Here is a 26,120-nt window from a genome sequence, read left to right on the forward strand (position 1 = left end):
TTTATGAACGCAATCAAAACACAAAATGATCATTCTGATGAAGTAAAAAAGACAATTGCGATTATCCAAACGACAAGAATTGGAGATCTTCTACAAACAACACATGCAATAAGACTCATGAAAGAAAATCATCCTGAATTTCGAGTCATCTTAATTGCAAGAAAGAAGTTTAGTGAACCAATTAAATTCATCCTTAATAAGTATTTTGATAAGATCATTCAAATTGATCACAAATCTGCCATGGTTGGAGCTGATAGTACGAAAGATGCTCTATCTAATCTTAAAAAACAAATGGCCGAAATAAACGATGAAAGAATTGATGTATCTATCAATCTTGCTTTTTCTAAATCATCAACATATCTTCACACTCTTATTAAATCTGAAAACAAAGTTGGACCATACTTTAACCTAATGCATGAAAGAGTACTTCAGGATAAGTGGTCACAATACCTATACTCAACAGTTATGAGAGGAGATCTCAACCCTTTTAACCTTGTTGACTTATTTGCAAATATCATTGGTGTTAATAAGAAAATGACTCACTTGAGCAATAAAGAATACTCAAATGAAGAAAAAAGTCATGTTCTTATTCACCCATTCACTTCACAAGAGTCTAAACAATGGACTTCGAATAGATGGGTGGAAGTAATCTATCAAACTTTAAAAAGAAACAAAGACACTAAAGTGATTATCTGCGGAAGTTCTCTAGATAAGACAAAAACAGAAGAGATCGTAAACTCAGAACTTCTATCCTCATTTAAAGATAGAATCGATCAATGGTTAGGTTTAGAGCTACAAGAGCTTTATGAAAAAGTTGATCAAAACTACCTATTCGTTGGACACGATTCAATGATTGGTAACTTATTAAGCTATAAGAATGTAAAGTCTCTTACAATCTCACTAGGACCTGTTAGACCTCATGAAACCACTCCATATGCACTTGATAACTACAACCTGGCACCAAGACAAAAAAGTGATGAATTACCATATAACGTAACTTATCAATGCATTGAGCAACTACTTAAAAAGAACTTAATTAATATAGAAGAGCTACACAATAGCTGCTCTACACTTTCTATAAACAAGTTAAATCTCTATAAAACAGATATGCTTGCAAATGGTGATGTAACAATTAACGAACTTTTACATAAGGAACAAAATGCAAAAGAGATTATGCGAAATTTCTATCACATTGCGTGGTCTAGCATTATTACTGAAGCTAACATTAGCATGGATATCCCTGTTATTAATAGTGAAGCTAAAGCACAGTTAATGTCTCATACGAAAGGTATTGAGGCACTATTTGAGCTTTCAGAGTTTGGTAAAAAGTATTCAAGATACATTATTGAAGAAATCAGTAAAAACACACCAAGCCTCGAAGAAATTAAGAAGTTTTCTGCAAAGCTTGATGAAGTCGACACTCTTAGTGATATGATACTAAGCTCATATCCTCTACTTGCACCAGTTGTCGATTACGCCAAAGTAGCGAAAAACAATCTACAAGGACATAATTTAGTAAAATTATCAGAGTCAGCATTCTTTACTTACAACGAAGTCTCACTACTTTGTAGTGTGCTCTATGAGTTTTTTGAAAAGTGCTCTCTTATTAAAAAGCAGCCGGAAGCTGCAAGGGATAACGTATGATTACTTTAGAACTAGGAAATGATAGCTTTTCTCTCGATGGGGATATTATCACGCTACGCCAAGCGATTAGCGCAGTTGAAAGTGACGGAGGACTGTCTAATAATGAATCAATTACAGCAGTTGTAATTGATGGAGAAACTTATGCGTTAAATCACGTTGAAGAGGTTCTCGATAATACTCTTGCAGAATTAAACTACCCAAGCCTTAGAATTCAAAACTCTTATGAGATTGCATTTGAAGCACTTGATGACTGTCTTGGATATATTGATCAATTATTAGATAAGATAATCATTACAACTGCAGAATTCAACAAGGGCAATATAGATGAAGCAAATTTATACTTTGCTGATCTAATTGAAGTTTTAGAGCTATATATCCATTTAATCACAAGAATTCATGCTACTGCCAGAAAAGGTAATCCAGAATTCTTCGCAGACAATGAAATGGTTAAAAACCTTGAAATCCACCTGTTTTCAGTTATTAAGGCCCTAGTTCCAGCTAGAGAGAAGAACGATATCGTTATGCTTTCTGACTTGCTAGAGTACGAACTAATGGATAATCTAAAACAGTGGAAAGAAAAAGCAATACCTCTAATTCAACAATCGAAAATCAACATCTAAATATTTATTTAGAAAAGTCCATCTTGGAGTATTTAAATCAAGATGGACTTTCTAATTTACTTGCGAAAAAGAACTCTCAACTTCTCTTATCTGCTAAGAACAATAAAGTTGTAGCAAAGATAAATGATCAAAAATTCACCTTACAAAACGTACATGATTTATTCATAAGAATTATTAATACAAGCTCTATTCTTGAAAATGACTTTTCAAAAGAGTACGAATTTAAGAAGAAAGACAATCTTCGCACCCTAGTTAAATCATTTACAAATACACCAGAGCTTCCAGGCTTTTCTTCTTCACAGGTACTAATTCACGAAAAGGGAACTACAAATATCTACTCTCTTTCATATAAAAATAGCGAGTATTATGAAAGCTTTGAAGACCCAGCATTTTTCAACACTCTTTTTACCAAGGTTAGAAAAAGTAAAAATAAGTCTTTTGATCAAAAAGAGCTGCTTAATAAACATATAAAGCTTGATGGACACTTTCTTGCTAAAGAGCTCTCATTTAGAGACTTTAATACAATATTTTTACTCTCAAGAGATGACCTCTTTCCTTTATCAGACGATGACCGCCTTAAGTTTAACAATTACATAATTAAGCAAATACCGAAAATCTTTAAAATCATAACGAGTGTAAGCAAGAAGAAAGTAGAACTTGAAAAAGCAAATGTAATAAATAACTTCCCCATAAAAACAGTGATCTTTAACGATGAAGGTAATTCAATCACAGAAGAGGACTTGGAAGCTGCACAACACGATACGAGCTCTCTTCACCATGAAAGAATTCTTCTCATGGGTGAATTATTAAATACTCTCAGACACGAATTGAGTAATCCTCTGTTTGGAATTGATCTTTCACACACTCTCTTAATGGATCAAACTAATGACTTTGATGTTAAAGATACGCTGTCTCACATATCTAATAGTGTGAAAAGATCACAAGCAATTATACAAGAATTTTCAAATCTCTATAAAGACGATGAGAAACTAGCTCTGATTTCTTTAAAAAGTTTAATTAACGAAACTATAACATTAACGAAATCTGAATCTAGAGCACATCGAGTTGTCTTTGAGATGGAAAATGACATTGAAATAAAGAGCAATGGTACTCTATTAAGTCAGGTTATATTTAATCTACTTATTAACAGTTCTCAAGCACTCACAAATGAAAATGTTGATAATGGTAAAATCGAAATTAAAGTCATTGAAAATAGTAATGATATACATATCGACATTATGGATAATGGTAACGGAATTCCTGAGAATATAAAAAATAAGATTTTCACCCCTTTCTTTACAACTAAAGAAACAGGTACAGGCTTAGGTCTGGCCATATGTAAAACTCTTTTAAAGAAGATTAATGGAGATATTAATCTAATGGATGTAGACTTTGGTGCGAAATTTAGATTAACACTTCCAAAGGTATCGTTTTGAAAATATTAGTCATTGAAGACGAACTACTAATACAAAAAACCATCTCAACTTTATTAAAGCGTAAAGGTGCAGAGGTTGAATCGACCGCTAGCGGCAAAGAAGCAATTGAATTAATTAAAAATAATTCATACGACAAAATCATTTGTGATTTAATGCTTCAAGATATCACTGGATTTGATATAATAGAAGAATCGAAAACAAAGTATAACGAAGATGAGATTGCCAATTTATTTTATATTATTACGGCATATAGTTCTGATCAGATTGTACAAAAAGCTTCATTATATGGTTGTAAGGTCATACAAAAACCTTTTAACGATATCAATCAATTTATAAATGAAGTTCTAAGCTGAGGTAAGCATGGCCACAATAAATAAAGTAGCTATCATTCTAAAACCAAAAGTAATTACTGAGTTTAATACAGTACTACCTAACCTTACCAATTGGCTTAAGAGAAGAAAGGTTGATATTTTCTTTGAAGACTCCCAAAAAAACAGGATAGAGAAGATATTCAAAGGCTCAACAACTAAGAATTTTAATTATATTCATCGAGATGAAATATCTAAAAAATGTAAACTAATTATAACAATGGGTGGCGATGGCACACTCATTGGAATAGCCAGAGGTAAAAACATTAAGAAAGTTAATATCTTTGGAATCAATATGGGCAACCTTGGTTTTATTGCAGAGTTTTCCAAACAAGATTTTTACGATGGACTAGAGCTTGCTCTAAAGGGCAAACTTAAGACAAGAAAAGTTCAAATGTATCAAGCTCAGATACAACGAAAGGGTAAGAAACCGTTTACGTTCAACTTTCTTAACGATGCCGTTATAACTAAATCGGGTATTTCTAGAATGTTTAATTTAGAACTAGAGTCCAATGGTCAAAGTATATACAATCTTGCAGGTGACGGACTAATCGTGAGCACACCAATTGGATCAACGGCCTATTCACTAGCGGCCAACGGGCCAATTCTTCACCCTAGTGTAAAAGGAGTTGTCCTTACCCCTATTTGTCCACACGCCTTAACACATAGGCCAATGGTCTTACCTGACAGTGAAGTAATCAGTATCATAATTCCAAGAGGACATGACGATATCTACTTAACAATTGATGGGCAGGAAGAATTTCGCTTAGAGGCCAAAGATGAAGTTGTCATTAAAAAATCAAGAACACATTATGTAAACTTCTATGCTAATGAAGAAAGAAATTATTTTAGGACATTAAAAGAAAAGTTTAAGTATGGACATCGCTAGAAAGCTTAGAGCGGTAATAATTCATACCTTTCTGTAATTTTTAAGTATTTCATTGTAGCAGGTACAAAACCACAATTATAATATTCAAAACTATCACCTTGGTAACTATCCATATAGTGGCTATGGCCACATATTATAATGTCGACATTATAACTTTTACTGGCAATCAAAGCAGATTGACGAAACTTATCACGTATATGATCGTTTTTTTGAGTTTCTCCGTAGCGTTTCTCATTTCTATTTCTACTTTTTTGAGATAAATAATCCCCAATTTTTTTCACAATTTTATAATTGAAAATATATTTTGAGATTAAGGCCAATGGATAACTTCTAATAAATGCACGCCATATTTTGTAATTGAAATTTTCAATTTCAATTTCGTCACCATGACAAAAGAGAACCTTCTGGCCGTTGATAATTTCAACAAAAGGTTTAGATTTTACTATTATCCCACTCTTGGCCAAGAGCTCTTCAATATGGAAGTCGTGATTACCTTGGATATAGAATATTTTAAGACCGGCCTTTGCTAATTCTTTTATACGAGTAAAGAACCAATCATAGTGTCCCTCATACTCATCATAGCTTCCCACCATTAAATCAAATATATCTCCTAGAAAATAAATACGATCTTCTGGTTTAAAGTCAATTTCTAAGAATTTTTTAAGTGGTTCAGAATTGGTCATATCCCATTTGACATGAATATCTGAAATTACATAATCGGCCATATTAATTAATCATAGAAGATTTCATCCAATAATCAAAGAAGATCTTTTAAAAGCTTATCACAGCCATCTTGAAGCTTTTTCACTTCCTTTTTGTATCCTGGATTATCCTCAACTTGAACAGCTAAACGATATGCACCATATGGAAATCTTGAAATTTGATAGGGCTTAATCTTCTTCGTATCAACAACCTTCCCTTTTACATGAACTGATTCTTTTGCGAATTCGATTGTAAAATTCAAAGTATCATTCTTTAATTGAAATAATTGTTCATATTGCGAAGAGCCTAAAACAATAGAAAGTCCGCCTTTACTTATGTCGTATATTTCATATTTAAGGTTTTGAAATTTTGCATAATGTGGAGTTAAGGGCTCAAACCTCTTATGCTCCCTTCTTTCGAGTCGTTTTTCTTTTACTGGATATGAAACTTCTAAGGATGTCCCATGGACAGCATTTAATTCACTCACAAATGCTAACTGAAGCTCAGGTATGTAAAACTTAAGTAGTCCCGGACCTCTTAAAAAATGCGCCAAGCTATCTTTAAGTCCATCCTCTATTGTAAGAAATAATTTAGATGCAAAGGAGTTGAGACTTTTAAACTTAACGGGAAGTCTAAGAATATTATTTTCAATTACATCCCAGATAATAACTTCATTATCCTCGTTAATTGACTCAATAATATCTTGTTCAAACTTCTTTTTATCCATATCAAACCGTCTATTAAAATAGGCCCAAGAACTTTTCCTGAGCCTATTTAAGAAAGGAGGGGGGATCTTCCCCCACGCTACTCCAAAATTATTATTAACCTACTAATCTAAGCGCTTGCGAATTTAGGTTATTCGCTTGTACTAATGAAGAAACACCAGCTTGCTTAGAAATATTAGCCGACGCTAATTGTGATGACTCATATGCCACGTCAGCATCTTCAATAACAGACCTAGAAGCATCTAGATTCGTTGATTGAATCTCTAAATTATTAACTGACGACTGTAGTCTCGACTGAATCGCACCTAAATTTGCACGTTGCTCAGAAAGACTTGTAATCGCCTCATCGACATTTTCCATCGATGATCTAGCATCATCCTTAGATGAAACACTTAGCCCTGAGATATTAAGAGCTGAAGCTGTTGCATTCGTTTGAGAAGGGTCGTATTGAATCTGACCACTTTCTCCAGCAAATGTACCAACCTGAATATCCATTTCTGAACCAGATCCATTTAAGAGGCTAATAGAACCAAACTTTGTTGACTCTGCAATACGATCAACCTCTTCTACTAATTGCTGATATTCTTTATCCAAGAAACCACGTTCAGTATCACCGATAGTATCCGATGCTGCCTGCACTGAAAGCTCTCTTAGACGAACTAGAATATTACTTGTTTCGTTCATGGCACCCTCAGCAGTTTGCACCATTGAGATACCATCATTTGCGTTTCGAGAGGCCTGTCTTAAACCCTTTACCTGTGCTTCCATATTCTTAGCAATTGCTAAACCGGCAGCATCATCGGCGGACTTATTAATCCTCTTACCACTTGATAATTTTTCCAAGGCTTCTGTTGAGGCCTTACCTGTTTGTTTAATGTTTTTCTGCACCGTTTGAGCTGCAGTGTTAGTAGCAATACGTAAACCCATGTTATTCTCCTTTCCTACGTCCTACTGAAATACCATTCAGGGAAACTCGTGTTCACAGATACCTGTTCGGAACACTCGGGTAAATACTTTAGTAAATCCCTCGAATATTTGGAGAAAAGTATGGCCACTACTATAAATTCAGGTACTTAAAAACCACAACCTCAATAAATATAACTGCATATAATCGCGAAAAGTGACTCATAAATTTGTCATTATTCTATGACTTATCTCATATTTATGAACAGGTTTGTTAGTTATACTTTTTATGAGCTTAACCTCTCTCCTGAGATTCAGCTCTTTCAAGATTCTAGTGGGCCATGCGAAAGCATGGCTTTGCTGTTTTTAAGATAGATTTTTAGACTGCATTGAGGTCGGCTCCGGCTCCTGCCTCCCGCCGACATACCGTTCATCCTGAACCTAAAAGGGCCCTCGTTAGAGGGCCCTTGAAGTGTTGCATTCGATTTTGGTTTTTTTCTTAACCGATTAGTCTAAGTGCAGACTGGCTCGAAGTATTAGCTTGAGCTAGAACTGAAGTTGCAGAACTAGTAAGTACATTTGACTTCGCTAGGTTTGCTGATTCAGCTGCTACATCAGTATCTCTGATTCGTGAATTTGCGGCACTCATGTTCTCGTTAGAGATCTCTAGGTTATTAATTGTAGACTGTAGTCTATTTTGTAAAGCCCCTAGCTCCGCTCGTCCACCTGATACAGATGTCATGGCCTTATCGATAGCCTCAAGGTTAGATTGAGCATCACCTTTAGTAGCAACAGAAAGTCCTCCAATTCCAAGGTCTTCTGTTTTTACTGATACTGCTGATGGATCATACTTAATTCTGTCATTCGTCTCATCATTATTAAGACCAATTTGGAATTCTTTTTCTGAACCTTCACCATTGATTAGTGATGTACCGTTAAATTGTACTGACTCTGCAATTCTATCAACTTCTTTAGTTAGTTGTTGGAATTCTTTATCAGTAAATTCACGTTCAGTATCACCAATTGTATCCGATGCAGATTGTACTGAAAGCTCTCTTAGACGAACTAAAATATTAGATACTTCGTTCATCCCACCTTCAGCGATCTGAATCATTGAGATACCATCACCAGCATTTCGAGCTGCTTGTTGAGTACCTCTGATGTTTGCTCTTAACTTTTCAGATATCGCAAGTCCTGCAGCATCGTCTGAGGCTTTATTAATTCTAGAACCAGATGCTAACTTATTTAAAGATTCACCTTGTGCTCTCTTAACTTGACCTAAACTTCTTTGTGCTGCAATTGACTGTGTGTTCGTGTTAATTCTTAATCCCATTACTATTCTCCTCGAATAAGCAACCTCCTTGTGTAATTTGCGTTGAAACTCCTTGTCTCAACAATTAAATCCCAAACAACCAGTCCCAACTGGTTGTAATACCCATAACGGTTACTCGGAAATATTCTTGAGATAAAAGTGGAAAAAAAGTTAAGTTTTTTTAAGATAGCCGAGTGTTCAACTCAAGCATATACTGGAGCATTTCACTAAGGTTACTGATTTTACAATGTGTCTCAAATCGATTTTTTAGAGAAGTATTAATAAATGAAAGTTTATCATTGTGAATAAAATGTTTACTCTTAAGTTTTGCTAAATCATATTCATGATCATGATAAAGGATAATTACAGGTAAGCCTGTTTTTAACGAAGCTTTTATTGAGACTAATAAATGTTCAAAGGGAATCAATATTTGTGAAACTTCGTTTGATATCAGATAGTGGTCTGTAAACTTGTGTAGATACACCTATGAGCGGCCTTGAATTCTTGAAATTAGATTAGTCGTTGAGTAACCATCTTCAAAGTTTAAGCTTAGAACCTTACCACCATTGCCAGTCACAATATCGTGTCCAACAATTTGATCAACGGCCCAATCGCCACCTTTAACTAAAATATTTGGTTCTACTGCTTTTATGAGATCATAAGGAGTATCTTCTTCAAAAATAAAAACCTTACTTACGGCCTTTAGATTTTCAAGCATATAAAGACGGTCATCTTCATTATTAACAGGACGATCATCACCTTTAAGACGTTTTACACTAGCATCTGAATTTAATCCAATAATAAGCTCATCACCTAGTGCTCGAGCTTCATTTAAATACATTAAATGACCTCGATGAAGAATATCGAAACATCCATTAGTAAAAACAACCTTCTTGTCTTTAAAATGTTTATTTACATAATCTTTAGCGTCTTCGTAACTCATCTTACTTATTCTTCTTTAGGTTGTTACCAAAGAACTTCTTATCCAGTCCAAAGATATATGGAATCCCAAGAAGAGGTATTGATAAAAACTCAAATAGCGTTCTTTCAATTATCGTATTAAAAGCTGCTTCATTTGATTGCTTTGGCTTAACACCACAAATATATTGACCAAGAGTCGGTCGATAAACAGAAGTGATTCTATAAATTAAGTGAATTAAAACAAATAGAGCGATCAAATAACGGTAGCTAGAGTTTTTAAGTGTTAATGAAACAAAAGATTCTAATGGAATTGATGTCATGAAGAACATTGAAGAAATAATAACAGTAAAGATCACTGTCGATACACTCATGTCAATTACATAAGAGAAGAACCTTCTAACGATAGAAACTTCTTTCGATTTACTTTTAATTTCAATTTCACGATTAACTTGAGGGATATCAGACTCTTGTCCTTTACGGTAAAAAGCTTCCAATTCAGATGGAACACTCATTTCCTTTTCTCGACCTAAGACCTTATTAAAATTGTTTACATGAGCTTGCGTAGGTGTAACTTCAACACGCGTTTGCTTAAGAGTTCTCTTCTCTTTTTGCCCATGATGAAAACCGAGGCCTTCATTTATTGGTTTAAATGGAATGTCTTCTATATCGAAGTTATCGATATCATCTAAATTATTTATATTCATTGAGTTGTACTTATTTTTATTTAGTTGTTCAGTATCAATATTCATCCCAAATCCCTCTTATAATAGGATGACACATTTTTTATTTAACATCAAATTTTCCGAGTATGTATCCAACGATTGTTGGTACCGCAGTCTCTGTTTTTAAAATTGGTGTCGACAACTTTAAACCAAAAACATTACTTTGTTTTAATACAAGTTCTTCTTCTTTGGGTGAAAGTCCACCTTCTGGACCAATAATAATTAATATTTTTTTATTCCTTAAATTAGTTGCTTCTTTAGTTGTATTTGCAGCATCAGAAAGTGTGGTCAGAAAGATATAGTCATAACTGCTAAAAATCTCAAATAGCGCATCTAAACTATTAACTTCTTCATTTATCTTTGGAAAGTAACAGTTATTTGATTGTATAAGAGCACTTTCTATGACTGTTTCAACTCTAGAAAAGTTTTTAATTGACCACTGAGAATACTCTGCACGAAATGGGTAGATTGCACTAATACCAACTTGTGTAGCATTCTTGATTGCACTTTCAAAAGCTTCTCTTTTGGGTAGGCCAAGGGCCAAATCAATATTTGAATATCTCTCTTCCTTATCAAAAGACTTCACCTTAAGTGAAACCTCTCTCTTAGTACAATTAATAACTTCACTAAGATAACGGCCACCTTGACCATCAAGGATTAGTACTTCATCCCCATTTTTTACACGCGCAACTTTAATTAAATGATGGCTTCGATCATCATTTATTCTCAATATTCCATCAATAGATGGTGATAAATCGTCTCTTGTGTAAATCGCACGCATAAGGACTCCTTTATATTTGAGATTAATCTTTTTTCATTAAGATGGCAGACCAATCCCCTTTAGAAAGTACATCAATTTTTTTCAAGCTCTTGTACTCTTCAAGAATATCATCAACTTGTTCGTTTAAAATTCCAGATAAGATTAGATAAGCACCATCATCGAGAGACTCCAGAAGGAGATCTTTCTCAGACAACAAGACATGTTTTAAAATATTAGCAAAAACTAGCTTATATTTATCATCTACACTAAAACGTTTTCTTGCAATAAGGCGATGTCCATTTAACCGATCTTCAACGAGATTTAATTTTAAATTTTCATGACAATTATCGAGAGCCGCTGGATCAATATCGACAAAGTCCACCAACATATTATTCTTTTTAACTGCACCTATACCCAAGATCCCTGAACCACAACCAAAATCAAGGCAAAGATCCTTATCTTTGAAATCATCTTTCACGGCCATATAGTGCTTTAAGCATAAATATGTTGTCTCATGCTCACCAGTACCAAATCCCATCCCAGGGATTATATAAATATTGTTATCATTTGTTTTATAATCATCTTCCTTAAACCACTCTGGAATGACACTCAACTCATCTGTAACTTCGATCGGTGCATAGTGCTTTTTCCAAACTTCATTCCAATCTGAATATTCTTCTTCTTTTATTTCATAAGAAAGGTCCATTTGATCTAGAGCTTTTGCAAACTCCTCTGCTCTAGAGATGTCACCTTGGAAAAAGAAGTAATTAAACTTTTTCACATCTTCATTTGCAGAAATATCTACGACTTCATCAATTACAGATTCAGGTACATCACCACCAGAGTATGCTCTTTCCCCTAGAATCTCATCTACTCTCTCTTCTTCCATTGAGAATTCTTCAATCCCATCAACTTCGAAATCATTTAGAGCGATTTTGTTGACTTCCTCACATTGAGAACTTGTTTTAAACTCAATTGTCACAATTTTAAAAACTTCAGTTTTTACAGACATTTTTAATTTCCTTTAGAACTAGAAAGTTTCCGTTTGGATATACCTGATCAAGATGAATACACTTATTCATGACCCAAATAACGTCTGGATGCCATAAACTTATATAAGGGTATTCTCTATTAACGACAGAATTTGCTTTCTTATAAATTTCAATTTCTTTGCTTTTATTAATAGTATCTTCCGCTTGAGCAATTAAACTATCGAACTCTTTATTATCAAAGAAAACACGATTTGCCCCTTTCGGTGCCATATTTTCAGAGTGAAAAGCAAATTTAAGCATATCTTGACCAGTAAATCCGACCCAACGTCCAAGGTAGAGATCGTATTCACCACGTTTTATTCCTCTAAGAAATGTCCCCCATTCCTGAGGAACAATTTGGATATCAATTCCAAAGTCGACGAATTCATTTCTAATGATTGTAACTAACTCTTGTTGAAACTTATTACTACTCGTTTTAAAAGTAATCTTAAACTTCTTACCATCACCATTATACCAGAAACCATTGTTATGCTTATAATTTGCTTCAATAAACAAAGACTTAGCTTTGGCCGGGTCATAATTATCAACAGGAGAATCTAAATAGAACTTCTCAAAAGACTTAGCAAATAAACCATTTGAAGCGACTGCGTAGTTTTTAAACTTATACTTAATAATCTTTTCACGAGGTATTAAATGGCTTAATGCCTTTCTAACCTTAAGATTTTGTAATTGTTCCTTGCGCTGATTTAGACCAATATAATTATAATCTGTACCTAGAACCTTTTTAACCTTCACACTACCTTTATTGATTAAATAATTTACCTTACGTGGTGAAATATTTGATACAGATAAGTCAATTTCACCCTTTACTAATTTAAGCGCAAGTGTCGTTTCGTCTTTAACAACCACAAAGCTTAAGTCTTGGCGTCCTTCTATATTCGATTTTAAGTCTATTTGAAGTGGTTTAATATCGGTAATTCGATAATCACCTGCACCTACGATATCGTTTAATTCAACCTGGTCTAAGGTTTTATAATTAGGTATCTGTATTATCTTAAAAAGCACAAGATTTGGTAAATGATCAAGGCCATATGATTTGTATATTAATTCAAATGTATATTTATCTAAAATCTTAACTTCTGTAATATTTGAAAAAGCAAATCGAAATATCGATTTAATTTTTTCAGTCTCAGTGAAGTAGTAATGAGATTGCTTAACACTTCTTGCCGTTATTTTCTCACCATTTGAGAAATAAATATTTTCCTTGAGCTTAAAACGGATCTTATAACTATCGATTGTTCTAAATTCTTCGTAACTTTCACAAAGCTGGCAAATTGGCTTCATATTAATATCAAAATCTATCAATGAACCATTAACCAGGCGATTAATGTTTTGCGAATTTGCATCAGTAGAAAAAAATGGGCTTAAACTATTTGGAGAAGAGGAAATAGCGATCTTCAATGGGTCTGCGTAAACTATTGAAGTTACGATAAAAAATAGGGATATTAGCAGATATCTTGTCATTAATTATTCCTCAAACTAGCATGAAATGTAATTATTATAAGATTATCACCTCTTTTATTTGATGTGAAATAAATCCGTGTTAAGTTACTGAAAACATTATTCAAAAGGTAATCTATGAAGCTAATTGGGATCACAGGCGGATCAGGCTCGGGTAAAACAACGTTTGCCTCTAAAGTTATTTCAAAACTTCCTCAAGAAAAAGTGTCCATGTTATCTATGGACTCATATTACTTACCAGAACAACCAAAAGAGTATTATACAAAATCAGGGCGTCCAAATTACGACCATCCCAAAGCTTTTGATTGGGATCTTTTACAAGAACACATTGTCCAACTAAAAGAAGGACAATCAATTGAAGTTCCAAACTATGATTTTAAAACAAGTCGAAGACTTGATAAAACAACTACATTAACACCTACTCCCGTTATTTTATTTGAGGGTATCTTCACACTTTTCAATCAAATCATTCGCGATCAATTAGATATAAAGTGCTTTCTACATGTTGAAGCAGATATAAGATTCACACGTCGTCTTAACCGAGATGTAGCGGAACGTGGCCGAAGCCTTGAAAGTGTTATTAATCAATACTACGATAGTGTTAGGCCAATGTATGAAAAGTTTCTGGCACCTCAACGACAACACGCTGACTTTATAGTCGGTGAAGAAACTGATGTTGCATCAGAGATCTTATCTGCACGCCTCTTACAATTTATTGATCAAAATAAAGAGTTTGAACTTTTACTAAATTCGACAAAAGGCAATTAATGTCAAAATTAACAATCTCTCCACTTGGTGGTGTTGGACAAATTGGATCAAATGCAACTCTGATATCTTATGAAGAAACAAATATCATCATTGATGCAGGAATCCTCTTTCCTTCAGAAGATTGCTTTGACATTAATTATTTAATCCCTGATCTCTCTGACGTAAAATTAAAAATTTCAAATATTATTATTTCACATGGACACGAGGATCACATTGGTGCGATTTCTCACTATATAGAAAAATTTCCTGAGGCCCAAATACACGCACCAAAATTTGCCAAAGAATTGATTGAAGATAAGTTAAATTATCTCGATCTCTCAAAAAAAATCCATCGTTTAGATGACACATTAATTATTGATAAAATAGAAATAAATGCAGTCCACGTAAATCACTCTATTCCAAATACAAAAGGACTACATCTTGGAATTAAAGAGATCGATACTGGCATTCTTTTTATTTCTGATTTCAAAAGTGACTTCAACTGCCCATACGAAGGTCCTATTGATCTGGAACATATGAAATCACTAGCAAGAAAGTATACCAATAGAATTTCAATGCTTGATTCTACAAATATAACGAGCTCTGCCTTAAGAACGACTTCAGAATCTGAGTTAAAAAGCGATCTTTCTAAGTTTATAAAAGATGCACCAGGAAGAGTCTTTATCACCTGCTTTGCTTCAAATATTCATCGTATTCAAACAATATTTGATATCGCCAAAGAACAGAACCTTAAAGTTATCACTTATGGCCGATCATTATTAAAATACACTCGAATTGCTAGTGAATGTGAAATCTTTGATGATCATGGGCTTATTAGAGAAGTTGAAAGCGTACAAGACCTCTCAAAGAAACAGATTATAATCTGCTCAGGTAGCCAAGGTGAGTTTAGAGGTACTGTTAAACGAATCTCAAGTGGTAACGATAAGTTTTTTAAAGTGAATGAAAAAGATACATTCATTTTCAGTTCAAAAGCAATTCCTGGAAATGAAAAGAAACTTGCCTTTCTTTATAACGAACTAACAAGTTCTGGTGCAGAAGTTATAACTAATGCCAATGGTTTAATTCACGCCTCTGGTCACCCTGGAAAAGAAGACTTAAAAGACGTTTACGAAGCATATCTGCCAACGATCGCAATCCCCATTCACGGTGAAACTTATTTTATAAGAAAGCATATTGAATTTTTAAATACGATTCTTCCAAAATCTAAAGCTCTTGAGATTGCTAATCGTGATGTTGTAACGATATTTGCAAATGGAGAAGTTAAACTTAATAAAACTGAAGAAGTACCACCAATATTAATTCATGGTAATCGAATTGAAATCGAGCGCGAAAAAATCTCAGAAAGAAGAAAGATGGCAACCCTAGGCTCTGTCTTTATTTCAATTGCTAATAATAGTATAAAGAAAGCAAGCGGAAGAGTTCATATCACGGCACTTGGAATACCATACGAAGAAGATCAACTTAACCAACTTAAAGAATTATGCTTTAACCTCTATCAAGAAAAAGGCACTCTCGATCAACGATCAGAGAAAATCAGGATTGCGACACGTCGGTATTTTCAAAATATTCTAGGATATAGGCCTCTGGCCATTGTTCATATTTGTTAAGTCATCTAGAATATTATTATGGATAATTCAATCATCATTATAGCGTTGTTAACAATCATCGTATTGGCCTTACTTGCCTTTATTGGCTTCTTTGCATATTTAGTATTTAAAAGAGACATTCAAAATGAAGAAGAAAAAGATGGTGATATTACAAATAAGATAAGTCAGATGCTTGAAAAAAACAAAACCAAAGAAAGGATCTTGGGACTATGTAGTATTTGTGAAAAAGAACTTGTTGAAAACGATTACTTTAATGTTGAGTCTCTACACCTTTGCCGTGAGCACTTCGACACATATTCTGCAAGCGACTGGATCCCCATAACAAATGAAAGAACGACAAGCGAGACCCCGGAAAAAGGTGTCTACATTTATAACTTTAAGAAAAAAGTTTGGAAGGATGATAAAATTCCTACATTCATACTATGTGAATATAAGATTGATGTCACAAATGATCTTATTGAAACATACGTACAGTTATATGTTCAAAAAGAAAGAGAGCTGGATTTAAGAGAAAGGCTACAGCTCGAAAAGTAAGAGGTAATTATGACAGACATGGAGATTCTTAGAGGTCAAATTAATCAAATCATTGAAGAAAATAAACCTGAGGTTATTTTCGATGCCAAGTACGATAGAGTTATTCGTGAATGCGAGAAAGAACTCACAGCATCTGGACTTAAACAAAAAGTATCTTACACAATTGACTCTCTTGATCCTCAAAAGCGTGAGCAAAAGTTTGGTTCTGGACAATTTGCTCGTTGGCAATATGAACTTAGCTGGCAAGACTGGGAAGGAAGCTTTCGACTAGTCCTTAGAAATATTCCTCACGATAACTCAAAATTACTAATAAAACTTCCAGAAGACTTTAAAATAGATACGGCCGAGCTAATCGATGCCTTTAAATCAAATATCGCAAAACTAGTATCTTAAAGAAATATAATATATAGAAAAAAAGAAAGGGCCCTTTTCAGGGCCCTTTTTTTGATGTTGCCATCAATATACTCGGGGGAATCCTATCGCTCTAATTGGCGAAAAGTTTCATTTGATGTATTTTGACCTTCATCTTTTCTTAAATAAGATGGAGTATCTAGTTCTTCTTCATCAAAGTTAATAAATCCCAATTTCTCAGCAATTGACTTAGGACGCTCTGATTTTTCAACATTTGAGTTATTACCAGTTAATGCTTTTTCATTTGCCCAAGGATCAACTTCTGATTTTGAAGCTTCATATTGAGAAGCTGCCTCACGAATTGAATCTGTTAAGCTTGGACGACTTGAAGTATCAGTTGTATCTCCATCAAACCCATTCGATCTCAATTGTTGTTTTTCTTCAACTTGTTGAGTTTCGTAGTTAACTGATTCACGTTGTGCTTCCATTTGAATCTCTCTCATTGCATCAAGATTTTCATCTTGTTGTGGAGTTGATTCATAGTAAGCTGGACGAGAAATTGTTTCAGTTCTGTGCTCAATAGGTTGCTCGATTTTCTGCTCTTGCTTTACTTCAACAGTTCTCTCTTCAACAATTGGCTTAGCAAATGTTTGTGGAGCTTCTGTTTGAACAGGTCTTCTCATTTCTTGTTGAGGAGCAACTCTAGTTGATGAGTCTTCACCACCAAGACCTGTAGCAATTACAGTAACCTTGATATCGTCTTCTAATTCTTCATCTACAACTGATCCAAAGATAACTTCAGCATCTTCATCAGCTGCTTCCATAATTAAAGTAGCTGCTTCATTTACTTCATGCATAGTCATTCCAGAACCACCAGTAATATTGATGATAATTCCAGTTGCACCATCGATTGAAATATCTTCAAGAAGTGGTGAAGAAATTGCTTCATTAGCAGCTTTAATAGCTCTATCTGGTCCAGAACATAGTCCTGTTCCCATTAGTGCTAAACCTTTATTAGACATAACAGTCGATACGTCTGCAAAGTCAGCATTAATATGTCCTGTTGTATTGATTAAGTCAGAGATACCTCTAACCGCATTAAGTAGTACTTCATCTGCTTTCATGAAAGTCTCAACAAGAGATAAACTCTCACCTGCTAATTGAAGAAGTCTTTGATTTGGAATTGTGATTAGTGAATCAACATTTTCCTCAAGAGTTTGAATACCAGTTTTGGCATGTCTCATTCTCTTTCTACCTTCAAAGATAAATGGCTTAGTTACAACACCAACAGTTAAAGCTCCAAGCTCTCTTGCTAGTTTTGCAATAACAGGTGCTGCACCAGTACCAGTTCCACCACCCATACCAGCAGTAATGAAAACCATATCTGAACCTTCTAGTACTTGGCTTAACATTTCATACTCATCAAGAGCAGCTTTGCGACCAACTTCTGGATTTGCACCAGCACCTAGACCTTTTGTTAATTCAACTCCAAGTTGAACTTTTGTTGGTGCAAGGTTTACAGATAAAGCCTGCGAATCAGTGTTGGCAACAATATACTCAACACCAGTAAGTCCAGCCTTGATCATAGTGTTTACGGCATTACATCCACCGCCACCGACACCAACTACGCGAATCTTCGCGCCTTCAGTTAATTTTAATTCATTGTTATCAGAAATTTCGAACATAAGTTCCCCCTTATTTAAAAAATTTCTCTAAATACTGATTTAATCGATCCGGATAACTTTCCGACAATATCGATTTGATTAATATCTTCTTCAACTTCCGCATCCACTTCTTTACCTTTCGTAGCTTCAAGAAGAAGTCCAAGTACTGTTGAAAACTTTGGATTTTGCATTATGTTTGTCATCCCGCCAAATGCGATTGGATAACCAATTTTTAATGGACGATCAAGAAGGTACTCACCAATCTCAGGCATACCCTTAATCATTGCACCACCACCTGTAAGAACAACACCACCACTGATGTCTTCGCCCAGGTTCTTTTCTTTAATAATATTTTTAATTAGATCAAATAATTCTTCAGCTCTAGCTCCAAGAACATTGGCCACAGTATTTAATTGAACTTCACGTGGCTTAGTTCCAGAGATACCTTGAACTGTAATATGCGCTGACTGATTTACTTGCTCTGGTAAAACAGATCCATGATTAATTTTAATTCTTTCTGCTTCTGCGTGAGGAACTTTCAAAGCTACCGCTAAGTCATTAGTAAAATGATTACCGCCTACTGGAATAACCTGAGTGTGAACAAGAGCACCATCTTTCCAAAGTGCAAGATCTGTTGTCCCACCACCAATATCAACTAGAAGAGTTCCCATTTCTCTTTCTTCAGGAGAAAGAACTGACTCCGATGAAGCAATTGGTTGAAGTGTTACGTTTTCAACTTTAACACCTGTATGCTCAACACATTTAACAAGGTTTTGAATTAATGAAATTGATCCCGTAACAATATGTACATGTGCCTCTAGGCGAGTACCACACATTCCAATAGGGTTTTTAATTCCTGTTGTATTATCTACTTTATATTCTTGAGCGATAACGTGAATAATCTCACGATCACTTGGCATTACGACTGCCTTTGCAGCTTCTAATACTCTTTCAACGTCATCTTCCGAGATTTCATTACCCTTAACAGCAACGACCCCTGAACTATTGAAGCTATAAATATGGCTTCCAGCAATACCAATAGTAGCACTATGGATATCAACTCCGGCCATAAGTCTCGCTTCTTCTAATGAGTTTTGAATTGAGCGAACTGTTTTATCGATATTAACAACACTACCTTTTTTAAGGCCATGGCTTGGATGTGTACCAATACCAATGATTTCTAATTCACAAGGATTAGAAATAGTTGTTTGTGTATTTGAGCTATTTTGAATTCCGACAATTGTACAAACTTTAGTTGTACCTACGTCTAGACCGACTACGATGTTTTTTTCTTTCATTGAGAATCCTTTCTCTAGTTTTTTCTTACAGAATCATTCTGCTTTTTTTCAAGAAATAATACGGCAATTTTTACCGTGTATAATGAAATTTTAGGATTAGTCGTTGAACTTGACAACAACTTTTTTGGAATTTGTAATATTAATTACAGATGGAACTTTCTTTTTCTTATTCATGTAACTAATAATCTGAGTAAGTTTATCAACCTTTAGTGGCCATTCATCTTTACCCATAAAGACACTTGATGGCTTGCCTTTAATCGATAAAATCATTGTTAATTCTTTATTATCACTAACAATAACTTCTGAAATTAGTTTTCTAAATACTAGATCAAGTCCTGAGACAATCTTCGTTATTTTTCTTTGAACGTCCTTATCCATCTCTCCTACTGGAATAGCGAGATAAGGTAGTGAGTAACTCAACTTCTTTTCTGTTCTAAGAAGTATTTCATAAGTTGGATCAAATAGTTGACCATTTTCAACAAGAATCGCCTCGTAAGATTCCATTCCATTCTCTTTATAAATTTGTACTTTCATAAGAGGAGAGGGACATTCGTATATAAAATTTAGCATTCCTTGAAGTGGATCGTACTTGATAGTGTAATCAGATAAGAAATGTTTTTCTTTTAACTTATCATGATCAATTAAGTTCTTCATACTTCGTAATGAACTATTTTTTTCGAAATCTTTTACGAGTTTAAGAGTTAGGGTTCCCGCTGCGCGAGAAGGACATTTACCAAAAGCCGTTTTGTATTTGATTTTCTCCATTGGACGTGATGTCGCAAGTATCGACGTGCTCATCATTAAGAAAGTTATAATACCAAATACTTTTTTCATTAGTTGTCTATCCTGACTTCTGGTTCGAATCTTAATCCATACTGGAGTAGTAATTCATCTTGGACTAGCTTTATCAGCTCTTTAACATCAGAAGCGCTTGCCTCATTAAAATTTTCCATAAAATTTCCATGAAGATTGCTAACTCTAACACCACCAACTTGTAGTCCCTTTAAATTTAGTATATCAACAAATCGTCCCGCAGTGCAAGTTCGCTCTTTACTTGTGATGTTTTTAAAGACACTACCACAGGTTTTTTCTCGTAAAGGTTGAGTTTTATTTCTAACCAATAAATAATCTCTAATTTTTTTCCCAAGTTCCGGATCTTGTCCATGACTAACTAATTCAACCTGGTAAACAACATCACCTGGCCTTAAAAAATTATTCTGCCTGTATGAGAAACTACTTTCATCTACTTCATAGATATGTTCAGTGCCTTCTTTATCAATATACCAAACGCGCTTTACGATCTCATTTATCCAGCCCAGACCTGTTCCAGCATTCATAAAAACAGCGCCCCCTAAAGTGGCCGGGATTCCCGTAATGACTTCCCAACGTTTGTTTCCAAATTTTGAAGCATGAGAAGTTAGTGTTGAAAGCTTTATAGATGCGGGTAAAATATAAGAGTCATGATATGAATCAAATATAGTCTTATCATATGAAAAATCTAAATGAATTATTGGCCTCTTTATTTCTTCATTTAATAGTTGATTCGCACCCAAACCAAGCAAATGATAAGTCATACCATTATCACTTAGTTTTTTAACAACAGACTTTAAGGCGTTAACACTTTTTATAGTAATTAAATTACCAAAGGACTTTACTTTCATCGTTGAATAGCGAGAAAGATCCTTTCTGATTTCAACTTCAATATCTGAAATGTCTTTAAGTAATAACTTAAGATTATTCATTTCTGTCATTATCAAGAACCCACTCTCTGATAACACGACCAATTGAACCAGCACCAAGAGTCATAATAGTTGCTTTTTCATTCGACTTAATAATTGAATCTAAATCTTTTAATTCTATATTCTTAGCAAGACCTGGATGTAGACGATTGATATCTTCTACTAATCTTTCTGAAGTAATACCTGCTATTGGTTCTTCACTTGCTGGATATATTGGACACATGTAAAGCTCGTCAACATCGTTAAAGCAGTGTAGAAATTCATTCCAACAATCTTTTGTTCTCGAAAAACGGTGTGGTTCAAAAATTGCAATTTTTTTATGATCTCGAATCTCTTTTAAAGTACCAAGTGTGGAAGAAATCTCTGTTGGGTGATGTCCGTAATCATCCAAGATCTCAATTTTGTCATTTTTATAAAGAAGCTGAAAACGACGCCCAACATTCTCAAAGCTTCTAATCGAGCTTTGAATCATTTCAACTGGTACACCCATTTTATGAGCAATAGAAATTGCACCTAGAGCATTCAAAATATTATGCTTTCCAGGTAGATTAATTTTAATACGTCCTAAGTTCTCAGGACCTACGATTAAATCAAACTCTGAACTTAGACCATCCATTGTTATATTAGTTGCTTGATAATCAGCTTCATTTTTAATACCAAAAGTAACAATTGGTTTCTTAATAAATGGAACAAGACTCATTAAGCGATCATCATCTGCATTTAAAGATGACAGTCCATAAAAAGGAACTTTGTTAATGAATTCTTCAAAGCTTGCCATAAGAATGTCTTCACTTCCATAATGATCCATGTGATCCAGATCAATATTCGTAACTACTGACATAATAGGATTAAGCATTAGAAAAGATCCGTCAGACTCATCTGCTTCTGCTACAAGATATTCCCCTGTACCAACTTTTGCATGACCAGCAAGATTCGATACAATTCCACCGATAATATATGTAGGTTCATAGTTACTTGCTTGAAGAATCGTCGCAAGAAAACTTGTTGTCGTTGTCTTCCCGTGAGTTCCACCAATTGCAATTCCACGCTTAAGTCTCATAAGCTCAGCCAGCATTTCTGCCCTTCTCATAATTGGAACCTGATTTTCACGGGCCTGTTGCATCTCTGGATTAGTATCATTTACCGCTGAAGAATAAACAACAACTGTCGTTTCATCTGTTATGTTCTCTCTATTATGACCAATATAAACATGTGCTCCCAACTCTCTTAGACGAACAACATTGGCCAAGTCACTAATATCAGAGCCTGTTACTTTGTAGCCAAGTGAAAGTAAAATCTCAGCGATACCACTCATACCGATACCACCAATCCCAATAAAATGAACTGAGATATCTTGAATATTAATATTCATTTCTAATCCTTTAAAATAATTTCTCTCATAAATTTAGCCTATCTATGAGCTATTGTTGAGAAAAAAACGGCTTTTGAGCATTATCAGTGTGTTGACGTGACACACAAGAGAAAATAACACCTATGGCAATTAAGTTTGATAGAAGTGATGATCCACCATAACTTACAAACGGAAGGTTAAGACCTTTTGTTGGAAGTAGTCCAAGAACAACTCCCATATTTAGACATGCTTGAACACAGATAATGAAAACAATTGAAGTTACCATCTTTCTTGCAATGACATCTTTTAATGAAAGAGCAAGTCTAAAACCGAAATGAGTAAAGGCCATAAAAAGGCCAACAAATGCGATAACACCTAGAAAACCAAATTCTTCTCCAATGACAGAAAAGATAAAATCGTTATGCGCCTCTGGTAGGAAGAATAATTTTTCTAAACTATTTCCAATCCCTTTACCGAAAAAGCCACCATTGGCAAAACCAATCCATGACTGAATAACCTGAAATCCACTTCCCCTAGGGTTTGCCCAAGGATCAAGAAAGGCCATTAACCTTTTTACTCGATAAGGTTGCGCAATAAGAATAAGACCAGAAAGAACTGTTCCGACTGAGGTTAAGATATAAAAGTATTTACGATTAAAATTTGAAATGAAACATGTAAAACCGATTCCTAAAGCACAGATAAAGAATGTTCCAAAGTCTGGTTGTAAAATAAGAAGCAATAAAACGAAGAAAATATTGGCAGCGAATTTTAAACGGTTTTTAAGATCTAGCTTTTCATAACTTTCAAAGAAAAAGAGAGAAAGCATAAGAGTTGAGTATTTAGCAAATTCTCCGGGCTGAAGTGATCCCACTCCAATATTGATCCAGCGATTTGCACCTTTAGCGATAACACCAAGTCCAGGGATAAAAGTTAATATAAGTAGAAAACCGATTACAATATTGAGATGAAATGAAAATTTATACCAAAATTGATATTTAGTCTTAGAGACGATAAAAGCCAATCCTATTCCAAAAAGAGCGAAGAAAATTTGCCTTGAGAAAAAGTGTAAACTTGTTCCATACACTTCTTTTGAAAACATATACGATGACGAATAAACCATTACCACGCCAAATGCGACAATAATTGAAGTAATGATTAAGAAGAATTTGCCAAAACGATCCGTGTTTTCCAATGAGTTCATATATTTATCATATATGAATTTGCTATTCGATGCATTAGAAAATAAAGAAGCTGTGCAGCGTTACCCTACTTTATATACATTTGAGCAAAAGTACGAAGAGAGTCGATTTTTCTATTTTCAAAACAATTATATACATTAAGTGGCGTAATCCCTTCATGATGTACGATATGTGAAAGACATGCTTTCTCTCCTCTATTCTTAACGAGCGCAGCAAGAGTCACATGTAAGCTATTTACCTGTGAATTATAATAACTTGTAATCTCTCGTACGGCCTCAAGTCCCACAGAGGATTTCACATAAGTGCACGCATTAAATTCAACAAGACTGATGGCCCTTCTCGTATTTAAGACATCGGTAATACAATTTAGCTGATAGGAAGAGGTAATCTGTTCACACTGCTTTCTAAAGCGGTATTGATTCATTTTAGATAAACGTTTCTCAACGACTTCACGACAATCATGCGTGAACTCATTGGCCTTAATGTGAGAGGTAATAATACTGACGAAGATAAAGAATAAGACAACTTTCATGCAGTCATCATATGCCTGTGTACTTGTTCTGTATTAGTGCTAAAAAAAATGCCTTGCGCGCGTTCATAATGCGAGAGCATTATGACGACGTAGCTTTACCGTTGTGCAACCGCGACGTCACAACGTCAGCGGTGCATGGGCGGAGACCAGCTCCGCCTGAAATGAATTTAATTGATTTTAAAGTTGGTAGACTAACTTCTTAAAGTAATTCCCACGCTCCTCATAATCTCTAAAGAAGTCTGTTGCAGGATTCCCCGGTGAAAGAATAATCGTATCACCAGTTCTCGATTTTTGATAAGCAAAGAGAACTGACTCTTCAAATGAACCAACAATGAAAGTTTGTGGATGCTCGCCAAGAGCACGATTCATACGCTCTTTTGCTTCACCGACTAGAACGATAATACGAGTAGTTGAACATAACTCATCACTGAATTGCTCGTACTCAAGTTCTTCCATGTCTTTACCACCTGCAATTAGAATAACAGGAGTTTTGAAAGACTTTGTTGTTTCACAAAGAGTCTTCATATCAGTTGCTTTTGAATCGTTATAGAAGTTAACGCCATTCTTTTCCATTAAGAATTCAATTCGATGTGGAATTCCTGGGAACTTTGTTACACATGTTTGAATTGCTTCATCTGAAAGATCAAGGGCCTTACATGCCGTAATTGCTGCAAGTAAGTTTTCACGATTGTTTTGACCAATGATTCTCATCTTCTTCACTGTAAATTCTGAATGGTATGAAATATTTGAGTGGATTCGACGATCGTGGAAATGCGTTCCTTGAATCTCTTCCATTACACCAAGCTTAACGAATGATCTTCTTGAGTACCAATAAGTTTGGCAATTAGCATTTCTAAAGAAGCTATTATTTGCAAGCTTATCAAAGTTAACAATAAGAGTATCATCTGGAGAAAGAGTCTTAATAATACTAAGCTTAGTCTCCATATACTCACCCATAGAAGTGAAATGATTCTGTGGATAAGTGTCAGCAATATCAGTAAAGACAACCATCTTAGGGTGGAAGTCATCAAGTTTTCTCATTTGAACGGCAGAAACCTCAACAACAACGTAATCGATTTCATCTTTATTAGGTAGCATTGAGTATTCAATAAATGGACTATCACTTGTACCACCTACGAATACATTTTTACCATCTTGTCTCAGTGTGAAACCAATCATATGTGCTACAGTTGTACGACCATGTGATCCACAAACAGCAATAATAGGCTTGCGACAAAGAGTATTACCAAGTGCAAATTCAGAATAAACCTGCTTACCTTCTCTTCTTGCTAATTCAAGCTGAGGTAGGTTTGGATCTACTGCACTCGAATAAACAACAACGTCAGCATTTAAAAAGTCATCATCTAAATGTTCACCAAAAGTCATTTCAACTGCTGGCTTAATTTTACGTAGCTTTTTTACGGCCTTATTTAAATCAAAAATCGGCTTGATATCAGTAACTCTAATATTACACTCAAGACGATTAAAGAAATTGATGAGCTTGAAACCAGTTTTTCCAATACCAACGATTAGGATATTCTTGTTTCTAAATCTCTCCATTT

Annotated in this window: 25 protein-coding genes and 1 pseudogene; 9 read left to right on the plus strand and 17 right to left on the minus strand. The window is 34.6% G+C overall.

Features of this window, described 5'->3' with window-relative positions; translation table 11 throughout:
• Positions 1-3 precede the first annotated feature (3 nt).
• The 5 genes from ACMAZI_RS00620 to ACMAZI_RS00640 are packed head-to-tail and all read left to right on the plus strand — an operon-like array spanning position 4 to position 4,957.
• Positions 4-1,644, plus strand: coding sequence for a glycosyltransferase family 9 protein (locus tag ACMAZI_RS00620; RefSeq protein ID WP_334677756.1), 1,641 nt, complete (start codon positions 4-6; stop codon positions 1,642-1,644).
• Complete coding sequence (locus tag ACMAZI_RS00625) at positions 1,641-2,264, plus strand: hypothetical protein (RefSeq protein ID WP_114706107.1); 624 nt, start codon at positions 1,641-1,643, stop codon at positions 2,262-2,264. Before ACMAZI_RS00620 ends, ACMAZI_RS00625 begins: the two co-directional genes overlap by 4 nt.
• Positions 2,213-3,700: a sensor histidine kinase gene (locus ACMAZI_RS00630; protein ID WP_412473981.1), complete on the plus strand. Its 1,488-nt coding sequence runs from the start codon at positions 2,213-2,215 to the stop codon at positions 3,698-3,700. The genes ACMAZI_RS00625 and ACMAZI_RS00630 overlap by 52 nt, the downstream gene beginning before the upstream one ends.
• Positions 3,697-4,053: a response regulator gene (locus ACMAZI_RS00635; RefSeq protein WP_162929473.1), complete on the plus strand. Its 357-nt coding sequence runs from the start codon at positions 3,697-3,699 to the stop codon at positions 4,051-4,053. Before ACMAZI_RS00630 ends, ACMAZI_RS00635 begins: the two co-directional genes overlap by 4 nt.
• Positions 4,054-4,060: 7 nt before the next feature.
• The gene (locus tag ACMAZI_RS00640; protein ID WP_120404013.1) at positions 4,061-4,957 is read left to right on the plus strand and encodes an NAD(+)/NADH kinase; all 897 of its coding nucleotides are present in this window, start codon (positions 4,061-4,063) and stop codon (positions 4,955-4,957) included.
• Between the two features lie 5 nt (positions 4,958-4,962).
• Here ACMAZI_RS00640 and ACMAZI_RS00645 read toward each other — a convergent pair whose 3' ends face one another.
• The 9 genes from ACMAZI_RS00645 to ACMAZI_RS00685 form a co-directional block, all read right to left on the minus strand.
• Positions 4,963-5,682, minus strand: a complete 720-nt coding sequence (locus ACMAZI_RS00645) for a UDP-2,3-diacylglucosamine diphosphatase (RefSeq protein WP_120404012.1) — start codon at positions 5,680-5,682, stop codon at positions 4,963-4,965.
• Between the two features lie 32 nt (positions 5,683-5,714).
• Positions 5,715-6,386, minus strand: coding sequence for a PilZ domain-containing protein (locus tag ACMAZI_RS00650; protein WP_120404011.1), 672 nt, complete (start codon positions 6,384-6,386; stop codon positions 5,715-5,717).
• A 94-nt stretch (positions 6,387-6,480) separates the two neighbouring features.
• A complete protein-coding gene (locus ACMAZI_RS00655) occupies positions 6,481-7,311 on the minus strand; it encodes a flagellin (RefSeq protein WP_114706101.1) in 831 nt (276 codons plus the stop codon).
• A 475-nt stretch (positions 7,312-7,786) separates the two neighbouring features.
• The gene (locus ACMAZI_RS00660; RefSeq protein WP_120404010.1) at positions 7,787-8,620 is read right to left on the minus strand and encodes a flagellin; all 834 of its coding nucleotides are present in this window, start codon (positions 8,618-8,620) and stop codon (positions 7,787-7,789) included.
• Positions 8,621-9,083: 463 nt separating this feature from the next.
• On the minus strand, positions 9,084-9,542 hold the full coding sequence (gene rfaE2, locus ACMAZI_RS00665) for a D-glycero-beta-D-manno-heptose 1-phosphate adenylyltransferase (protein WP_114706098.1): 459 nt from the start codon (positions 9,540-9,542) through the stop codon (positions 9,084-9,086).
• A gap of 1 nt (position 9,543) precedes the next feature.
• Positions 9,544-10,269 carry a hypothetical protein gene (locus ACMAZI_RS00670; protein WP_412473980.1) on the minus strand — a complete coding sequence of 242 codons (726 nt, stop codon included), beginning with the start codon at positions 10,267-10,269 and terminating at the stop codon, positions 9,544-9,546.
• 34 nt (positions 10,270-10,303) lie between these two features.
• Complete coding sequence (locus ACMAZI_RS00675) at positions 10,304-11,023, minus strand: RsmE family RNA methyltransferase (protein ID WP_114706096.1); 720 nt, start codon at positions 11,021-11,023, stop codon at positions 10,304-10,306.
• A gap of 22 nt (positions 11,024-11,045) precedes the next feature.
• Positions 11,046-12,014 carry a 50S ribosomal protein L11 methyltransferase gene (locus tag ACMAZI_RS00680; RefSeq protein WP_114706095.1) on the minus strand — a complete coding sequence of 323 codons (969 nt, stop codon included), beginning with the start codon at positions 12,012-12,014 and terminating at the stop codon, positions 11,046-11,048.
• Positions 11,998-13,518, minus strand: coding sequence for an ABC transporter substrate-binding protein (locus ACMAZI_RS00685; RefSeq protein ID WP_412473979.1), 1,521 nt, complete (start codon positions 13,516-13,518; stop codon positions 11,998-12,000). The genes ACMAZI_RS00680 and ACMAZI_RS00685 overlap by 17 nt, the downstream gene beginning before the upstream one ends.
• Before the next feature lie 114 nt (positions 13,519-13,632).
• Between ACMAZI_RS00685 and udk the strand changes: the two genes are divergently transcribed.
• Genes udk through ACMAZI_RS00705 form a run of 4 tightly spaced genes read left to right on the plus strand, consistent with a single transcriptional unit; the run spans position 13,633 to position 16,817 of the window.
• Complete coding sequence (gene udk, locus ACMAZI_RS00690) at positions 13,633-14,283, plus strand: uridine kinase (protein ID WP_114706093.1); 651 nt, start codon at positions 13,633-13,635, stop codon at positions 14,281-14,283.
• Positions 14,283-15,890 (plus strand): ribonuclease J, encoded by a 1,608-nt coding sequence (locus tag ACMAZI_RS00695; protein ID WP_412473978.1) that lies wholly within the window; start codon positions 14,283-14,285, stop codon positions 15,888-15,890. Before udk ends, ACMAZI_RS00695 begins: the two co-directional genes overlap by 1 nt.
• Positions 15,891-15,908: 18 nt before the next feature.
• Complete coding sequence (locus ACMAZI_RS00700; RefSeq protein ID WP_412473977.1) at positions 15,909-16,424, plus strand: hypothetical protein; 516 nt, start codon at positions 15,909-15,911, stop codon at positions 16,422-16,424.
• Positions 16,425-16,433: 9 nt separating this feature from the next.
• A complete protein-coding gene (locus tag ACMAZI_RS00705; protein ID WP_114706090.1) occupies positions 16,434-16,817 on the plus strand; it encodes a hypothetical protein in 384 nt (127 codons plus the stop codon).
• A 512-nt stretch (positions 16,818-17,329) separates the two neighbouring features.
• Here the strand turns inward: ACMAZI_RS00705 and ftsZ are convergent.
• From ftsZ to murD, 8 genes and pseudogenes are all read right to left on the minus strand, one after another.
• Positions 17,330-18,460, minus strand: a pseudogene (gene ftsZ / locus ACMAZI_RS00710) (cell division protein FtsZ); the annotation flags it as partial.
• A 14-nt stretch (positions 18,461-18,474) separates the two neighbouring features.
• Positions 18,475-19,737 (minus strand): cell division protein FtsA, encoded by a 1,263-nt coding sequence (gene ftsA / locus ACMAZI_RS00715; RefSeq protein ID WP_114706088.1) that lies wholly within the window; start codon positions 19,735-19,737, stop codon positions 18,475-18,477.
• A gap of 96 nt (positions 19,738-19,833) precedes the next feature.
• A complete protein-coding gene (locus tag ACMAZI_RS00720) occupies positions 19,834-20,571 on the minus strand; it encodes a hypothetical protein (protein WP_114706087.1) in 738 nt (245 codons plus the stop codon).
• Positions 20,571-21,488: a UDP-N-acetylmuramate dehydrogenase gene (murB, locus tag ACMAZI_RS00725; RefSeq protein WP_412475102.1), complete on the minus strand. Its 918-nt coding sequence runs from the start codon at positions 21,486-21,488 to the stop codon at positions 20,571-20,573. Before murB ends, ACMAZI_RS00720 begins: the two co-directional genes overlap by 1 nt.
• Entirely contained in the window at positions 21,472-22,848 is a 1,377-nt protein-coding gene (gene murC / locus ACMAZI_RS00730; RefSeq protein ID WP_412473975.1) for a UDP-N-acetylmuramate--L-alanine ligase, read from the minus strand. The genes murB and murC overlap by 17 nt, the downstream gene beginning before the upstream one ends.
• Before the next feature lie 49 nt (positions 22,849-22,897).
• Entirely contained in the window at positions 22,898-24,028 is a 1,131-nt protein-coding gene (gene ftsW / locus ACMAZI_RS00735; RefSeq protein WP_412473974.1) for a putative lipid II flippase FtsW, read from the minus strand.
• 65 nt (positions 24,029-24,093) lie between these two features.
• Positions 24,094-24,558: a hypothetical protein gene (locus tag ACMAZI_RS00740; protein ID WP_114706083.1), complete on the minus strand. Its 465-nt coding sequence runs from the start codon at positions 24,556-24,558 to the stop codon at positions 24,094-24,096.
• Between the two features lie 177 nt (positions 24,559-24,735).
• Positions 24,736-26,118, minus strand: a complete 1,383-nt coding sequence (gene murD, locus ACMAZI_RS00745) for a UDP-N-acetylmuramoyl-L-alanine--D-glutamate ligase (RefSeq protein WP_114706082.1) — start codon at positions 26,116-26,118, stop codon at positions 24,736-24,738.
• Positions 26,119-26,120: the final 2 nt, after the last annotated feature.

This window comes from Halobacteriovorax sp. YZS-3-1 (assembly GCF_047084945.1).
Taxonomy (GTDB): Bacteria; Bdellovibrionota; Bacteriovoracia; order Bacteriovoracales; family Bacteriovoracaceae; genus Halobacteriovorax_A; species Halobacteriovorax_A vibrionivorans.

Bases quoted from the DNA above. Each gene is read 5' to 3' on its own strand.
- ACMAZI_RS00620 (WP_334677756.1), top strand. From the start codon at position 4: ATGAACGCAATCAAAACACAAAATGATCATTCTGATGAAGTAAAAAAG.
- ACMAZI_RS00625 (WP_114706107.1), top strand. From the start codon at position 1,641: ATGATTACTTTAGAACTAGGAAATGATAGCTTTTCTCTCGATGGGGAT.
- ACMAZI_RS00640 (WP_120404013.1), top strand. From the start codon at position 4,061: ATGGCCACAATAAATAAAGTAGCTATCATTCTAAAACCAAAAGTAATT.
- ACMAZI_RS00645 (WP_120404012.1), bottom strand. From the start codon at position 5,682: ATGGCCGATTATGTAATTTCAGATATTCATGTCAAATGGGATATGACC.
- ACMAZI_RS00650 (WP_120404011.1), bottom strand. From the start codon at position 6,386: ATGGATAAAAAGAAGTTTGAACAAGATATTATTGAGTCAATTAACGAG.
- ACMAZI_RS00655 (WP_114706101.1), bottom strand. From the start codon at position 7,311: ATGGGTTTACGTATTGCTACTAACACTGCAGCTCAAACGGTGCAGAAA.
- ACMAZI_RS00660 (WP_120404010.1), bottom strand. From the start codon at position 8,620: ATGGGATTAAGAATTAACACGAACACACAGTCAATTGCAGCACAAAGA.
- rfaE2 (WP_114706098.1), bottom strand. From the start codon at position 9,542: ATGAGTTACGAAGACGCTAAAGATTATGTAAATAAACATTTTAAAGAC.
- ACMAZI_RS00670 (WP_412473980.1), bottom strand. From the start codon at position 10,269: ATGAATATTGATACTGAACAACTAAATAAAAATAAGTACAACTCAATG.
- ACMAZI_RS00675 (WP_114706096.1), bottom strand. From the start codon at position 11,023: ATGCGTGCGATTTACACAAGAGACGATTTATCACCATCTATTGATGGA.
- ACMAZI_RS00680 (WP_114706095.1), bottom strand. From the start codon at position 12,014: ATGTCTGTAAAAACTGAAGTTTTTAAAATTGTGACAATTGAGTTTAAA.
- ACMAZI_RS00685 (WP_412473979.1), bottom strand. From the start codon at position 13,518: ATGACAAGATATCTGCTAATATCCCTATTTTTTATCGTAACTTCAATA.
- udk (WP_114706093.1), top strand. From the start codon at position 13,633: ATGAAGCTAATTGGGATCACAGGCGGATCAGGCTCGGGTAAAACAACG.
- ACMAZI_RS00695 (WP_412473978.1), top strand. From the start codon at position 14,283: ATGTCAAAATTAACAATCTCTCCACTTGGTGGTGTTGGACAAATTGGA.
- ACMAZI_RS00700 (WP_412473977.1), top strand. From the start codon at position 15,909: ATGGATAATTCAATCATCATTATAGCGTTGTTAACAATCATCGTATTG.
- ACMAZI_RS00705 (WP_114706090.1), top strand. From the start codon at position 16,434: ATGACAGACATGGAGATTCTTAGAGGTCAAATTAATCAAATCATTGAA.
- ftsA (WP_114706088.1), bottom strand. From the start codon at position 19,737: ATGAAAGAAAAAAACATCGTAGTCGGTCTAGACGTAGGTACAACTAAA.
- ACMAZI_RS00720 (WP_114706087.1), bottom strand. From the start codon at position 20,571: ATGAAAAAAGTATTTGGTATTATAACTTTCTTAATGATGAGCACGTCG.
- murB (WP_412475102.1), bottom strand. From the start codon at position 21,488: ATGACAGAAATGAATAATCTTAAGTTATTACTTAAAGACATTTCAGAT.
- murC (WP_412473975.1), bottom strand. From the start codon at position 22,848: ATGAATATTAATATTCAAGATATCTCAGTTCATTTTATTGGGATTGGT.
- ftsW (WP_412473974.1), bottom strand. From the start codon at position 24,028: ATGAACTCATTGGAAAACACGGATCGTTTTGGCAAATTCTTCTTAATC.
- ACMAZI_RS00740 (WP_114706083.1), bottom strand. From the start codon at position 24,558: ATGAAAGTTGTCTTATTCTTTATCTTCGTCAGTATTATTACCTCTCAC.
- murD (WP_114706082.1), bottom strand. From the start codon at position 26,118: ATGGAGAGATTTAGAAACAAGAATATCCTAATCGTTGGTATTGGAAAA.